Genomic DNA, 13,294 nt, shown 5'->3' with positions numbered 1-13,294 from the left:
CTTGCAACGGCAACGTTGCAAAAGGAGACGAACCCAGTTAATGTCGGCTTATCGCGTTCCGATCCACCTCTAATGAAGGCACATCATGAAGCTCGTACCACTGTCCGCCCTGTCCCTGATCGCCATCAGTCTGTTGTCGGGTTGCGGTGCCGGAACTCAAGCATCCACGCCTCCTACGACTCAGCCGGCCGCTTCATCGAGTCCAACATCAACGCCCTCCCAAGACGCAACGCCGCCTAACCCGCGGGCGATCGTCATTGACCTGTCCAAGCAGGTCATGGTCATTCCCGATACGGAATTCGGGCAGGTCGATGTTCCGATCCGGACTGGCGCCGATGCAAGTCTGACGGGATCGGCTGTATTCACGGCTGCCCCTTCGGGCGTCAGGCCGTACGTTCACTGCGAAGACAGGACGGTCGCGTGGTCGAACACTGGGTCCCAGCCGCTGCAGTTCCTTACTTTCGATCCCGAGTGTGCAGACCCCGTGTCCTTTCAGGGCCGCTCCATCATCGTGGTCCCCCGCACGGTCACTGAGCACGAGGCCGAATACGGAACCGTGGACGGGTGGCTTTCCGAGGGCCGGGAAATCTCCTTCGTCGGTGAAGCGCCGACCGGGCAGCCGAACGCAGCGGTTGAGTGGCCAGACGGACGGCTCACTTTCCTGGGCTCCTTCGGCTACGAGGACTACGACGAAGAGGTGGAGCCTTCGTAGGAACTCGCTACTCACTCATCCGTAGGCACCAACAAAGGAAGCACCATGACCGCCGCACCGAAATCGATCTTCGCCAACCTGTCACCTGGGCAATCCTCCGCCGTCTGGCCGGAATCAAAGTTGAAGCAGCTGACTTCAATGCAGTGATTCAGGAGGCGGTTGTCTTCGAGCTCTTCAAGGCCCTCGAGAAGAAGCTCCCCGAGGTTCGCCTAGCCATCAATGAGATGCCACCCGGCGAACTGACGTCTGATGGTATCGAGCATGTACTCCTGGCAGCGGACGCCGCCATTGACGCGCGGAAGCTCTACGGGCGACGTCATAGTCCGCGACAACCAACCAGAGCCTCCTGTGCCCCGTGGATCATGATCTGCGGGGCATAGCTGTGGGTCGAGACGCTCAACACTGATGTAATCGAATGTCGCACTGAAGGCCGGTGACGCCGAGTAGATGTAAGAAGGGTTTATGGCAGCGGTAGCCCAGACATGTAGCACCCCCGGATGTAGCCGAACTGCGGCGTTCAGCACCAGGACGAAGCCAGCTTGGTGCAGTGAGTGCCTCGTGAACATGCTCGCTGAACTGAGAATGGACCCGGTTACCGACTTCCCGGGCAACAATGTGCGCTGGCGTACGCGCTGCCGGGACTGCGCGGCCGAATGCGATTACCGACTCGCCTACCTGCTCGAGCTCACAACCAGGGACGAGCCGGCGTGCCGCCGCTGCCATTGGACGCGTTGGGCGGCCATGTACGGAGGCGGGGCGCGACCGGTCAGTGCGCAAGATGTTGCTGAATGTCTCGATCGAAACGGCTTTGACCCTGTGGAGGAGGTCCGCGAGCTCCCAAACGGTGAACTGCCGGTGCTGACACGCTGCCGGCAGTGCGGTATGCAGTCCGCTCAACGACTCGGCGACATCGGCTGGGGATGCACCTGCACTCGCAACAACCCCTCGAACACGAACGTAGCGGCAAAACCCAAGCGTGGTTCGGGCAAGAAGAATCTCTTGGGGGATTCTGGCCTTCCCGCCCTTGAATGGTGGGATCGCGAGGTGAATGATGAGGCCGACCTGAAAACTGCCACGGTCAGGGCGACCAGGTCCTGCCACTGGATCTGCCCCGAGTGTGGGCACAAGTTCCAGAAAGCCGTCTACCTGATGTCAGAGCGACCGGAGTGCCCGGTCTGTGAGAAAAAGAGAAGCGCAGAGTGGGCCTTGGAGCGGGAGCGACTGAAGCGCACCCCGATCGCTGACATCCCAGAATTGATGGCGGCGTGGGCTGAGGATGAAGACCCGCGCTTTGTCATGGCAGGCAGCCACGGGTTGAGAAAATTCGCCTGCTCCAATGGGCATCGTCCGCGGATGTCGCCATCGCTCTTCCTGCAAACAGGTTGTACCTTCTGCCGCACCAACGCGGGCAAGGCTGAAGGACCGCCCCGCCCAATGCTCCGTCAGGTTCTGCCGGAGATTGCTAGTCAGTGGCACCCCACCAAGAACGGCACAAAGTTGACGCCGGATACCGTCACGCCCGACTCCAAGCGAACGGTCTGGTGGCTGGCTGAGTGCTGTGGCTATGAGTGGGAAGAACAGGTGAAGAGCCGCAACAAGTACAAGCGGCAGCACTGCCCGCAGTGCCAGACTATTCTGGACTCCCTCGGATGGGTTGACCCCGGGCTCGCGGCCGAGTGGGACCCTGCAAATCCCCTCACACCGTGGCACGTGCGGCCGAATGCGCAGACATCGTTTATGCCGGCGTGGATCTGCTCTGTGGACCCCTCCCACCGCTGGGAAGCGGCACTGTCTTCTCGGTCGAATGGTGCTGAATGCCCTGACTGCCGTGAAAGTGGGAAGTCGCGTATCGAGCTCGACCACTTGAGCGCGGCTAAAACGGTCTTCAAGAAGGTTCGCTCTGGTGCAGTTGCTCGCGACAGCGTCTTCGCTACCCGCAAGAGCTGGACCATCGACATCCTCATTGAGCGCGAAGATACACGTGTGGCGGTCGAGTACGACGGCGCCTACTGGCACAGTCCGGAACCGAAGCGCTTGGTCGATCAGCGCAAGACACTGGACCTCCTCTCGGCCGGGTATAAGGTCGTCAGGCTCCGCGAGGACAGTTTGCCAAGCCTGGAAGTCGATTCGCCGGAGTACCTGGAGATCCGCGTCTATTCGACGGCACCGCAGCCCGACCGGGTCATCACAGAGATCTCGGAGTGGCTCGGTCAGTAGCAACACCGTCGGCTACGTGTGAACGGCCGGGTCGCGGCCAGGGCTGATTGCGCTCGTTTTTTCATTCTGGTGCTCTCTCAGTGGTCGTGCCGGCGGGGTGGGTTTGCGCCCTGGAACCACGCCTGGACTCCTACGCCGGCGGATATAGGCCATCAGCTTTGCACCGACAGTTCGTGCAATCCATGGACCAGTCCGGTATCGGAAAGATGCTCGGGATCCTCGATCGTAATGGCTTCATGATCGCATCAAAGCGCCCCTCCGACCCCCTGTATATAGGCCGAGAATTGATTCCGTTGAGGGGTTACCACCTCTGCAACGGATCTGTTATGCTTATTGAAAAGCTGCAACGGCACCGTCGCAGAAGCTACTCGGCCAGAAAGGCCCAGAACATGTCAAAATCCTTCGAGACCGCGGTCGCTGAGAAGGGCGTGAAGCTCCTCTTCGTCTTCTTCTTCCTCATCCCCGTACTCGCTTGCTACGGAGATCGGCCCGCAGGCGTTCGCGGCACCGACAAGGAGGAGGGATTCCTGCGCTCTTCTGGCCAGTGGATCTCCGCCGGCTTCTACACCTTCCTTCCTCTTATCCTTGCGTTCATGACCGCCTTCAGTGGTCTGTGGCATCTCGCAATACTGCCATTGACCTTCATGGTGATCGCCAGGCGACTCTCGGCACGGAACGGCATCATCTTTGAGCTCAAGACGTTGCGCGCGCGCCTCGGAGAACTCCTGCAAGGGCGCCGAGTCCGGAAGATCGCCATCTACGGCGGCGCTACGGCATTGGTCTCACAGGTGCTCTACATGCTGGTCGGACAGTCCAGTGCGATCCCCACGTTCGTCACCTCCGCAATATCGTTCCTGGCGTTCGCATCCTTCCTTACGGTCTGGGGTGCCACCGTTTACCTGGCCGTCAAAGCCTCGGGTGCCCACAACGCTGCAGTGGAAGAGGAATACGCGGCCCGCGCTCGGAACATCGTCATGCTCAGCAAGGCGTTCTCCTCGCCGCTGGCCGACTGGGATGACTCGCACATCGAGGACACCGGCCTGGAGTTGACTATCAACCCACCGCCGATTTCCGCAGTGCTGCACTACGCCCAAGCCGACAGCATCCTGGCCCTCGTTGCTCCGCAGTGGGAAATGAACCACGAGCAGTCTGACCACACGGTTCTCGTCCTGAACGAGGCTTCCGAGGAAACCATCCAGCGCCGCCGTGAAGAGGCACAGTCCGGCGGACTCATTGCCGGCAGGATCTCGGGAGCTGACGATGTCGCCGACGCACCAGTAGTACACGTTGCCGCGGATCTCATCACCGCCGACGACCTGCTCTAATCCACCCAGCTCGACACGAAGGAACACCATGTTCAGCATCACCTCGAAGTACAGCCGCAAGGATCGGCAGATCGCCATGCAGTACGTCGAGCTGGTTGCAGCGGGGGACCGGGCGGGCGCGAAGCACGTGCTCGCCCGGGCAGGCTGGACCGAGGAGCACCTGGAAGACGTGCTCGAGTACTTCTCCCCGAGGGAACGCACCGACAAGCTGGCAGCCGCATCCGTAGCGGACGACGCTCCGGTGACAGCTACGGCCCCAGTGACCCAGGCACTTCCCCGTGTGTACACCGAAGACGACATCCTGGTCGCCATTGAAGCGTCACGCACCCGTCGTTTGCGCGGCACCGATAGGTCCGCCATGAAGCAAGCCTTGAAGCGGCTCAAGGCAGCTGGGCTCAGCTGGGATGACGTTATTCCAGCGCTGGAGCAGGGCATGCCGGATGAAGGCGAGGACGAGTACACATACGAATCGGCGCCCGAGCCGGAGTACGAAGCTCCTAGGCAGCAAGTGGAGGTTGTTGAGCCGGCCTCTGCTCCTCACGGTGTCGAGCGCATGGTTGTCCCCGTTCCGGTGACGTACCGCGACACACTTGAAGAGCGCGCGAAGCTGATTGCCGCACTCTGGCGCAAGCTCGGTGCCGGCTGGCAGGTCGAAAAATACGACCGTGTTGAGTCTGCTGGCATGTCTTCGGTGCACATCGTCCGCGGCGAGCTGCCCGCTATGCGCCCAGGAAAGAGCGTCTACCTGCTCGGCCCAAGCGCAACCACAGGCAACGGTTCAGCTATCGCCGCCGAGCACGCTGCCTACGGCCGAACCATGCTTAGCTACGACCCGTACAAGCGCCAGGCGGTGACCGCTGTCCTTCCACCGGCAACGATGGAGCTGCGCGATCGCCTGCTGCGCAAGAACCCGCGGCAGAAGAGCTGGGAGCTTGAACTGCTTCCTATCTTCGGTGTGCGTGACGGCGTCGGGTTCCTGGCAAAGGTCATCATCACCCGCGCCGATCAGAGCTCTCCGGACCGGGACAAGGAAATCGCCTACTGGTTGGGTCTGGCCAAGAACACGGTCGGTCATTCCGGCTGGTGGGTGTCTGTCGACGACGCCCGCGGCGTCATCGAGATGACGGCAGGCATTCCGATCAGCATGCCGTCGCGCGTCGGCTACGACTACGACGTCATCCAGAACGGCAAATGGGGAGAGCTGGTTGTGGGTCGGGATGGTTACAACAAGCCTGTTGTCGTTGACCTTGCGGCTACCCCTCATGCTCTGGTTGTCGGTCGGACCGGATCCGGAAAGTCGATCTTCCTGCAGACCATGATCTTTTCGGCTCTCGCACACGGGTTCGAAGTGGCCATCCTTGACCCAACCAAAGAGGGCCTCGACTTCCGCTGTTTTCAGCCCTACGTGCGGGACGGCGGCTGGGGGTGTGAGTCCTTCCCGGAGGCACTAGCGGTATTGGAGGACGTCTACGAGGAAGCAAGGCGGCGGAAGAAGGTTCTGTCGGCCCTCAGCGCCCCAAAGTGGCTGGCGCTCTCCAAGGAAGACCAAGTCAAGCATGGAATCAAACCTATCCTGGTTGTCGTCGATGAGGGAACGGCCCTGGCCAAGCTGGCAACCCTGCCAAAGCTAATGGACAAGGAGTCCCCGAAGTACATCGAACTGGCTGAAGAGAACATGGCCAAGGAACAGATCATGTACTACGTCGGCAGGATCCTGCGCGAATGCCGGTTCGTCGGCATTCACCTGGTCTTCGGAACTCAGCGCTTCGGCATCCAGGAGATCGGACAGGGTGCCGGAGAGCTGCGCGAAAACATGGGTGCCCGAATTATTCTCGGCCGGAGCTCCACCACCTCACTGGCCATGGCATGCGCAGACCCCCAGGACGCGGCTGCGGCGTACGAGCAGGCTCACGGTTCTGCTGTCATCCAGGGTGACCCATCTATAACCGGGCGGGAACCCACGCCGGGGCGCGGACTGGCTGAGATTGACGGCCGTGGCCACGTTGCCCTGCAGGGGGCTTTCGCCGAAGCAGAGGAGCTGGTCGAACAACTCACGGCTATGGGTGTTCCTGCATACGAAGGGGATCGTCGCCCGGTAGTTCCGGAGAAGGAATCGCCGTTCGGCGTAGTGGAGTCCGCTCCCGTCTACAGCGTTCCGGTTCCCGCTGTACCCGAGGTAAAGGAGCTCGGCGAGCTTGAGCTCAGCCTCGAGGACCTGCAAGACGATGATGACACCACAGTGGTGGAAGCCCCGAAGGAGCCTGAGCTCGACTGGGACGCGTCCCTTACGACGGCGGCTCCCGAAGCGCCCGAACCGGACTGGAGAGCATTTGCTGTTCCGGCAGTAGCTCAGGACGATGAGGACCCTTTCGCCGCGCCGGCGGCTTCACCTCGTCCTCCTGTACTGGACGACGACGAAGACATGTTCGCCGAGCCGAAGGCCAAGCCGCGACCTTCCATCCAGGAAGACGACCTGTTCGGCAAACCGGTGCCGGCGAAGCCGAAGCCCAAGGTCGAGGTGGAGGCCTTCGATTGGTAACCGCCCAGCAAGTAGCCCAACCCCAACAGGAAGCAGGACCGTCATGAAGAACCCAACCCGTATCTATTCCGCCCGCAAGGAGGCCGTCAATGTGTGATTCCTTGGACGAAGGAGGTGTCCGGTGCCCCAAGCACAGCCCTGAAGGCCGGTCCGCGTCTCGTGCTGCCAAAAGGTGGGTGGAAGTCTGCGGCAAGTACCTGACCAAGCTAGCCCGCCGCGCTGATGAGCTTAGTCAGGCCACCACGCAGGAGGAGGCCGACCTGGCTCTCTCCAGGTGGCAAGAGGCGATCGCCAAGGCCATGCGGGAGTGGAAGACAGCACGGGAGCGGCTCCTCGAGAAGCGTGAGGCGTTCACCAAATTCCTGGACGGGCACTACGCGCCCAAGGTCGCAGCCATCGAAGACGAGGACAAGCGGTTGCGGGCCGATGAAGCCGTGGCGAAGGCGGAAGCGGCTCGCCTCGAGGTTCTGGCGGCTGAAGATAATCTCACCGATGCCAGGCACATGGAGGGGCTGACTAGGAGGACACATGGGTACATGACCACCCCGCGTGATCTCGCCAAACTGGAGTACTGGCAGGCACAAGCCGATACTGCAGACGCGGCAACCGCCAGGAACAAGGCCTGGGCCAAGCTGAAGCCGATCGACGATCAGCCGGATCCCAAAACCGGAATGCCAACCGAGGCGAAGCGTAAGTATTTGGCATGGGATCGCAAATGGAAGGCGGAGCTCCGCCACGAGGCTTACATGAAGCACGTCGCGGAAAACGTTCCCGAGCATGATGAGGCAGTTGCAAACGTGGCCGCGGCCGAAGCCCGGCTCGAGGCGGCAGCGCAGTCCTTGAAGGAGGCGAATGCTGAACGGCATTCATCCCTTTCTATGGGGCGGCCGGCGGCGCAGGTTTCGGCGGAGGAGGTTGCTCTGGCAGCCTGACGGAAAGGTCAGCAGTGAGACGGCGGAGCGAAGGTTCCGCCGTCTTTCTGTGTCTCCTGGAGATTGTTGCAGCGGTGGGGTTGCGGGCTGGCGCGTATTCGTATAATGTCAAGCATTAGTTCCAACATACGAAGCCCAAGCACTACACCACGGAAGAGAAGCACGCCATGTCGTACGGACTCATCATCGGTCCCATCATCGGGTTGGGAGTGACCATTGCAGTGGGTCACACGCTGACCGGGATGGTGGAAGAGATACAGCCTCAGCGGAAAGAGGCGGCCTTCACGATCAATGCCACCCAGGATGTGCAGAACTGCAAGCTGGAACTGGTCGCGGACGCCGCGGTAACCGGGGGAGTCCACACCCAGGAATCCGCATCGGCAGCCGTAGCGGAATGCGTGGTCTCTGCCGGCACCGTGCTGTCCGTGCAGATGAACCCCAATGGCCGTGACTTCACGCTGACTGCCACCAACGCCGGGGCCCCCAACCATGTCGTGGTTTCCGACACCGCCGCAGGTGGCGCCGTGACAACGGTCGAGAAGTAACACTCGCGCTGAAATGACACCCGTCAGGCGTGCCGGCGCACAGAGACCTTGCACCCGGCCCAACTGGAAGATACGGACCTACGATGTCACCACCGCGCCGCAGAGCTGTCCTGGCCGCCATCACAGCGCTCATCCTCGCCGGCTGCGCACAGGTGCCGTCAGCTGTGGCGCCACACGACACGCGGCCGCCGGCTGAATCCGCGCCGTTGCCGCCGGCGGATGATCTCCCTCTGTCGAGCTATTTCACTACCGTCCACACGCCGCTGATTGATGGCGCCGCGGCATTCACCGGCGAGGTTGCCCGGCCTAACGGGTCGATCACAGTTCACGACAACCAGGGCTATCCGATAGCCACCGTGTCCTCCGAGGAGGCCCTTCCGGTAATCGGTCGGTCGGTGGGCTGGATCCGAGTGATGCTCCCGTCCAGGCGCGCCCTGCCAGGCGAAGGCGTTCCGGTGAATGGCGGTACCGGCTGGATTAGCGAGTCCGGTGTGGTCATCGAGAAGGTTGCTGTCCGGTTCAGGATCAGCTTGGATGAGCAGCGCCTCGACGTCCTGACGCCGGCGGGGGATCGCGTCACGGAGAGCTTCCCGGCACTCATCGGGTCGGAGGTTCCACTGGGCCCGACCTTCGTCGCACCCGGTGGCGGCGTAGCGGAGTGCGGCACTGCGCCGATCAACCTGATCGCGCAATCGGAAGTTACCGCCTCGTACCGCGGCCAGCCCGTTTCGCCGGTCTTCATCGCCGGCCCTACACCCGAGTGCGGCTACACACCGCAGGAGATCGCCGACATCGCGCCGCGCAGCATTCAGCTTGCCCCGGAGCATCTCGACGAGCTGGCAGCCCTCACTGTGCCAGGAACATTCGTCGGCGTCGTATCCGCCAGCGGACCGGCCAATAGCGAGCCGTTACGTTATTGGCCACGCCCGGGCATAAGGTGCCTTCGGTATGAGTGAGCAAACAGAACCGTTGCGCCGGCTGGTCGCAGAGACGGCCGCCAAGACCGGCATCACCCCGATGGCCGCAGTGGCTGTGCTGCGCGATGAGCTGGATAACCTCGAGCGGGAAGTCGTCGCAGAGGCCCGCAGCGAAGGCGCCACCTGGCAGCAGATCGCCGACGAATTGCGGCTGGCCTCGCGCCAGTGGGCGCAGAGCAAATTCAGTCAGGATAATTCCGGCTCGCTTCCTGGCATGTCTGCCGCAGCGGTGGCCCGGCGGCTGGGAATCCACCAGCAGACCGTGGCAGCCCAGCCGGAGAAGTACGGCGTGACCGTCAAAACTTATCCAGGTGTCGCCGGCGGCCGCGGCCGGAAGCGTTACTTCTTGCCGGGGGATGAGGGAAGCGTTTCGCCCTCAGGCGAGTGACAGTGTTCTCGGGCGGCTCTATGTCTACCGGTCGGTGTGTATCGCGATCAGGTGGTAGCCCTCGGGGATTCGGGCCAACATCTGTGCCTTGGCGTCCTCATAGGTCGCGCCCTCGGCGCTCACCTGATCAGTGTCTGCGCCTCGAATCACTCCTGTAACCACCATGGGATCAGCTTATCGGCGGCGACGCGAACAGCTGTACGCACACGTCTTGCAACGTCCCGGTTGCGTTGGTAAAGTAGCGAGTAACGCAACGGCAATGTTGCATTAGTAGGCCCGTGGAATCCTCAGGGCCGCACTCCAGCAGAGCAGGAACCGCCTTGACCATCACCGCGCACGAAACGACCACCGCAGCACCCCGCTTCATCGCCACTATCGGTAACGGCGAAAAAGGCCATCCGGTCAGCCTCGATCTGACATCCAACCCGCACACCCTGATCATCGGTTCGACGGGCTCCGGTAAGTCCACGCTCGTACACCGGTTGATCGAGCGCAGCGCCGCGGCCGGCGCCAACATCGTGGCCGTCGACGTCATCTCCCACGGACGCGGTTTCAGCGACAGCGTCGAACCGTCATCCCTGGTTACGGATGTGCCCGAGGCAATCAAGACCCTCGAAGACGTACTGGACGAAATCATCAAGCGTCAGGAGCTCCTTCGCGAACATGGCGTCCTCAGCTGGCGCCACCTGCCCAACGACGTCCGCCGGACCGAAGATGTCCGCCCACTCGTCATCGCCGTCGACGAGTACGGCACGACTGTGACACTGCACCCGACCCTTCCCCGCGGCGTCGATACCAGCAAGGGCCACTACCGCGCGAGCTCCGAGCACAATGCGGCCGCAGAGCGAATCAGTTTCCTGGTTCAGCGGATCCTGCTCGAGGCCAAGTCCACGGGAGTCCACCTGGTCCTCATCACCATGCGCAACAGCGTCCCGGGAATCATGCAGGATCACCTGCATAACCGGATCCTGGTGCTGCGCCCGGGCGGCTACGTCGGAGGTCCGATGATCGCTGCGACCTTTCGCGCGGTCGACCGGATGGATGCAGGGCGCCTCGCCGAAACCTTGAGCCCGCTGCCCGAACCGGGAGCCGGCATCCTGGCATCGGAAACCGGAGGAGTGCAGAGCTTCCGCTTCCCGTACGCCGGCTAGAAGTCGGACGATATGGCCCCGTACTGGATTCGATCCGGTGCGGGGCCTTCTTGCCTAAGGGGTTTATACCTGCTGCGTTATCGGCGGACGCTCGTCCAGCGCTCAGCCTGTTCTGCCGTGATGCCAACGTGCAGCTGGTCGGACACCTTCAGGTACCGGCCGGAGATAGGCACTAGCGGCCACATGGGTTTCCCGGCAGAGGGTCCATGTTCCAACCTCGGCACCTCCGGATAGTGCTTCTCGAGGTGGGCGCCGATTTTGCGGCACGCGGAGCGCCACTCATTTACTGAGATGCCCAACCTTGCTGACACCTCCTCGGTCGAGAACACCCTACCCGGAGTCTGTGCGCACAGGTCCATAGCCCTTGCGAAACGCTGCGTGATGAGGGTCGACTCCTCGGCCAAGCGTTCGAGCGCAGAGTCCGGCCACACCTTGTGTTTGCCGAAGGCGGCGCGCTTGATCGTGTCGATTACCAGTTCGTCCCTGCGCAGTTCCTCCAGCAAGGGGTGGGACACCTCACCTCGCTGTTGCTGTCGGCGCTCGACTATTTGCTTCAGCTCCGCGTAGTCCTCCTCCGGCACCGGAAGCAAAACCCATTCAGTAGACATAATTCCTCCAACTCTTCGATCATTCTGATTGCTACGCTCTTACGGTAACCCATTGCACGGAAAACGGACAATGGGGTGTTCACTGGTTCCCGCAGTCCAGGCGCTGACTCTGCCCGCCTACAGGCACGCCATCGTGGGCCCCCACCGGAGGAGTGCAGAGTTTCCGTTTCTCCCGCAGCGGCTAAGGCAACGGGAAGCCCCGTATTGGACCCGATCCGGTGCGGGGCCCTTGCTGTTGTGCTCGCGACAATCGGTGGACTCGGCCGCAAGAAGGAACTTGTTAAGCTCTCCCGCCTGGGTTGTCGACCTGAAGCCCTAGCATGGGTTTGTCCCATTGATTGTCTTGCTGGTCTCGGCGCGATCACAAAAACGAGGATGAAGTGTGAAGCAGAATCAAGTCAGAGGGAGGTCTCGCAGCTCTTGCCACTTTTCGCCGTCCCAGAGCCAGCCCAACCCCGACCGGTTATGCACTACCCAAAAGTGAGTGATGGCGGGGTCCAACTTCGGCGCGGTTGTGGGTAGACCCCAACCTTCATCCGCCCAGTTCGGAAAACCGTGGGCGAGCGGACGGCCGATGCTGAATGAAGTGTCGTCGTCCAGCCACACGAACAAGTGGCGCTGCTCAGCGCCGGATGCGCGCAGCTTCGCCGGATTGTCGGTCTTCTTATCGAGTGCCTTCACCAGCCGGTCAAGCGACTCGTCGCTGCCGCTCACCGATCCTCCGCTTCCGGTGACGGTGTGAATGCGGTGAATGTGATCCGGATCCTCTGGGCGGTCAGGATGGGGGAAGTGAATCGCTCGCTCGACACCCGCCTGCAGAAGCGGCTGATAAATATGTGAGAGATCCCCCTTCTCGACCATGTGCGCTGCCGCGTCCTCCCGGTCGAAGCGCGTCTCGCCTGCGAACTCCAGTTCCGCGATTGCCTGCTGCACCTGCTGTACGAAGTTCTTCATCCGTGGCTGAGTGTCCATGGCATGCACAATCCAGCACGCCTGCAGCTCAGTCGTAGAACCCAGTGCTTCGGACTTCGAGAGCGCCTCCCGAGTGCCCTTTCTCGCACCTTCAGTGACAGTCGTAACTTCAAGGGCGACGTCGCCGGCGGAGGACTTGTAATCGACTCCGCCGTGAGTGTCCGCATGTTCGAGCTGGATTCCCATTACCTGCTCAACGATCTGTTTCGCGATCGTTTCGTCCGGGCGCTCCTGGTTCATCGGCCTTCTCTACTCGAAGTGGGCGTGTATATAAGGTAGCTGCTCGAACCGCCTGGCAGCTCGTGTATCGGACCTCAGACATGCGTTCTCGGCCCTCTCAGAATCACGGTCGTTTATGCGAAATCCGGGGCGAGATCGTTTTGCAGACGGTTCGAACTATCAAAACCCTTTCAGAATCTAACTATCAGTTGGGGTAGGGTTTTGATAGCAGGATTGCTGCACTGACTCGCAAGCGTGATGATCGGAAGCCTTATGAGCACATTCGCGGTGAATGGTCCGAGCCGGACGAACCATCCACATTCGGAAGACACGGTCTGATGGCTGTCATCGGATACGCCAGGGTCAGCACGTCCGATCAGTCGCTGGACGCTCAGGAAGCCCAGCTCCGGGCCGCCGGCTGTGAGGTCTTGTACTCGGACGTGATGACGGGGACGAAGGCATCCCGGCCGGAGTGGGACGCGTGCCGGAAGGCGCTCCGCACCGGAGACACCCTCGTCATCACCCGTCTGGACCGCGCCGGCCGAAGCCTGAAGCACCTGATCGAAATCAGTGAGGAGCTCACCCTGAAAGGCGTCACGCTGAAGGTGCTCTGATTGGGTCCCGGTTAGCAGTCCAGTGGCTATGCGATAGCTAGTTGATTTTTCTGCGTCCAGGTGTCCCAGTATTGTTTCGGCGTCATGCCGTCGAG

14 protein-coding genes are annotated in these 13,294 nt (G+C 61.6%); 11 read left to right on the top strand and 3 right to left on the bottom strand.

Going from position 1 to position 13,294, the window contains the following annotated elements:
• Nucleotides 1-85: 85 nt before the first annotated feature.
• The 9 genes from ASH00_RS16110 to ASH00_RS16070 all read left to right on the top strand — a co-directional run bounded on the left by ASH00_RS16110 (nt 86) and on the right by ASH00_RS16070 (nt 9,635).
• Nucleotides 86-712, top strand: coding sequence for a hypothetical protein (locus ASH00_RS16110; RefSeq protein ID WP_056550462.1), 627 nt, complete (start codon nt 86-88; stop codon nt 710-712).
• A 143-nt stretch (nt 713-855) separates the two neighbouring features.
• Nucleotides 856-1,092 carry a hypothetical protein gene (locus tag ASH00_RS16105; RefSeq protein WP_056550460.1) on the top strand — a complete coding sequence of 79 codons (237 nt, stop codon included), beginning with the start codon at nt 856-858 and terminating at the stop codon, nt 1,090-1,092.
• A 184-nt stretch (nt 1,093-1,276) separates the two neighbouring features.
• On the top strand, nt 1,277-2,929 hold the full coding sequence (locus ASH00_RS16100) for a zinc-ribbon domain-containing protein (protein ID WP_200954841.1): 1,653 nt from the start codon (nt 1,277-1,279) through the stop codon (nt 2,927-2,929).
• 389 nt (nt 2,930-3,318) lie between these two features.
• Nucleotides 3,319-4,254: a hypothetical protein gene (locus tag ASH00_RS16095; RefSeq protein WP_157359192.1), complete on the top strand. Its 936-nt coding sequence runs from the start codon at nt 3,319-3,321 to the stop codon at nt 4,252-4,254.
• Nucleotides 4,255-4,282: 28 nt separating this feature from the next.
• Nucleotides 4,283-6,793: an FtsK/SpoIIIE domain-containing protein gene (locus ASH00_RS16090; RefSeq protein WP_056550457.1), complete on the top strand. Its 2,511-nt coding sequence runs from the start codon at nt 4,283-4,285 to the stop codon at nt 6,791-6,793.
• A gap of 89 nt (nt 6,794-6,882) precedes the next feature.
• A complete protein-coding gene (locus tag ASH00_RS16085; protein ID WP_157359191.1) occupies nt 6,883-7,725 on the top strand; it encodes a hypothetical protein in 843 nt (280 codons plus the stop codon).
• A 167-nt stretch (nt 7,726-7,892) separates the two neighbouring features.
• Nucleotides 7,893-8,270: a hypothetical protein gene (locus ASH00_RS16080; RefSeq protein WP_056550454.1), complete on the top strand. Its 378-nt coding sequence runs from the start codon at nt 7,893-7,895 to the stop codon at nt 8,268-8,270.
• Between the two features lie 83 nt (nt 8,271-8,353).
• Complete coding sequence (locus tag ASH00_RS16075; protein WP_056550453.1) at nt 8,354-9,226, top strand: hypothetical protein; 873 nt, start codon at nt 8,354-8,356, stop codon at nt 9,224-9,226.
• Nucleotides 9,219-9,635, top strand: coding sequence for a hypothetical protein (locus ASH00_RS16070; RefSeq protein ID WP_056550452.1), 417 nt, complete (start codon nt 9,219-9,221; stop codon nt 9,633-9,635). Before ASH00_RS16075 ends, ASH00_RS16070 begins: the two co-directional genes overlap by 8 nt.
• A gap of 24 nt (nt 9,636-9,659) precedes the next feature.
• On the opposite strand, the gene ASH00_RS16785 is transcribed toward ASH00_RS16070, so the two are convergent.
• Nucleotides 9,660-9,800 (bottom strand): hypothetical protein, encoded by a 141-nt coding sequence (locus ASH00_RS16785; protein WP_157359190.1) that lies wholly within the window; start codon nt 9,798-9,800, stop codon nt 9,660-9,662.
• A gap of 155 nt (nt 9,801-9,955) precedes the next feature.
• Between ASH00_RS16785 and ASH00_RS16065 the strand changes: the two genes are divergently transcribed.
• Nucleotides 9,956-10,786: an FtsK/SpoIIIE domain-containing protein gene (locus ASH00_RS16065; protein ID WP_056550447.1), complete on the top strand. Its 831-nt coding sequence runs from the start codon at nt 9,956-9,958 to the stop codon at nt 10,784-10,786.
• 77 nt (nt 10,787-10,863) lie between these two features.
• Here the strand turns inward: ASH00_RS16065 and ASH00_RS16060 are convergent, their stop codons facing one another.
• Complete coding sequence (locus tag ASH00_RS16060; RefSeq protein WP_056550445.1) at nt 10,864-11,394, bottom strand: hypothetical protein; 531 nt, start codon at nt 11,392-11,394, stop codon at nt 10,864-10,866.
• Nucleotides 11,395-11,787: 393 nt separating this feature from the next.
• The gene (locus tag ASH00_RS16055; protein ID WP_056550443.1) at nt 11,788-12,606 is read right to left on the bottom strand and encodes a hypothetical protein; all 819 of its coding nucleotides are present in this window, start codon (nt 12,604-12,606) and stop codon (nt 11,788-11,790) included.
• 317 nt (nt 12,607-12,923) lie between these two features.
• On the opposite strand from ASH00_RS16055, the gene ASH00_RS16050 reads away from it, so the two are divergent.
• Nucleotides 12,924-13,199, top strand: coding sequence for a recombinase family protein (locus tag ASH00_RS16050; protein ID WP_056550434.1), 276 nt, complete (start codon nt 12,924-12,926; stop codon nt 13,197-13,199).
• The last annotated feature ends 95 nt before the right edge of the window (nt 13,200-13,294 follow it).

Origin of the sequence: Arthrobacter sp. Soil782 (assembly GCF_001428435.1) — a bacterium.
GTDB lineage: Bacteria > Actinomycetota > Actinomycetes > Actinomycetales > Micrococcaceae > Arthrobacter_D > Arthrobacter_D parietis.
Note: the sequence above shows the minus strand (reverse complement) of the source record. Positions and strands in the feature narration are given on the sequence as shown.

What these genes read in the sequence shown, in the direction of transcription:
- ASH00_RS16085 (WP_157359191.1), top strand. Translation starts at nt 6,883, where the DNA reads ATGTGTGATTCCTTGGACGAAGGAGGTGTCCGGTGCCCCAAGCACAGC.
- ASH00_RS16060 (WP_056550445.1), bottom strand. Translation starts at nt 11,394, where the DNA reads ATGTCTACTGAATGGGTTTTGCTTCCGGTGCCGGAGGAGGACTACGCG.
- ASH00_RS16050 (WP_056550434.1), top strand. Translation starts at nt 12,924, where the DNA reads ATGGCTGTCATCGGATACGCCAGGGTCAGCACGTCCGATCAGTCGCTG.
- ASH00_RS16080 (WP_056550454.1), top strand. Translation starts at nt 7,893, where the DNA reads ATGTCGTACGGACTCATCATCGGTCCCATCATCGGGTTGGGAGTGACC.
- ASH00_RS16055 (WP_056550443.1), bottom strand. Translation starts at nt 12,606, where the DNA reads ATGAACCAGGAGCGCCCGGACGAAACGATCGCGAAACAGATCGTTGAG.
- ASH00_RS16090 (WP_056550457.1), top strand. Translation starts at nt 4,283, where the DNA reads ATGTTCAGCATCACCTCGAAGTACAGCCGCAAGGATCGGCAGATCGCC.
- ASH00_RS16100 (WP_200954841.1), top strand. Translation starts at nt 1,277, where the DNA reads ATGCTCGCTGAACTGAGAATGGACCCGGTTACCGACTTCCCGGGCAAC.
- ASH00_RS16070 (WP_056550452.1), top strand. Translation starts at nt 9,219, where the DNA reads ATGAGTGAGCAAACAGAACCGTTGCGCCGGCTGGTCGCAGAGACGGCC.
- ASH00_RS16095 (WP_157359192.1), top strand. Translation starts at nt 3,319, where the DNA reads ATGTCAAAATCCTTCGAGACCGCGGTCGCTGAGAAGGGCGTGAAGCTC.
- ASH00_RS16110 (WP_056550462.1), top strand. Translation starts at nt 86, where the DNA reads ATGAAGCTCGTACCACTGTCCGCCCTGTCCCTGATCGCCATCAGTCTG.
- ASH00_RS16075 (WP_056550453.1), top strand. Translation starts at nt 8,354, where the DNA reads ATGTCACCACCGCGCCGCAGAGCTGTCCTGGCCGCCATCACAGCGCTC.
- ASH00_RS16785 (WP_157359190.1), bottom strand. Translation starts at nt 9,800, where the DNA reads ATGGTGGTTACAGGAGTGATTCGAGGCGCAGACACTGATCAGGTGAGC.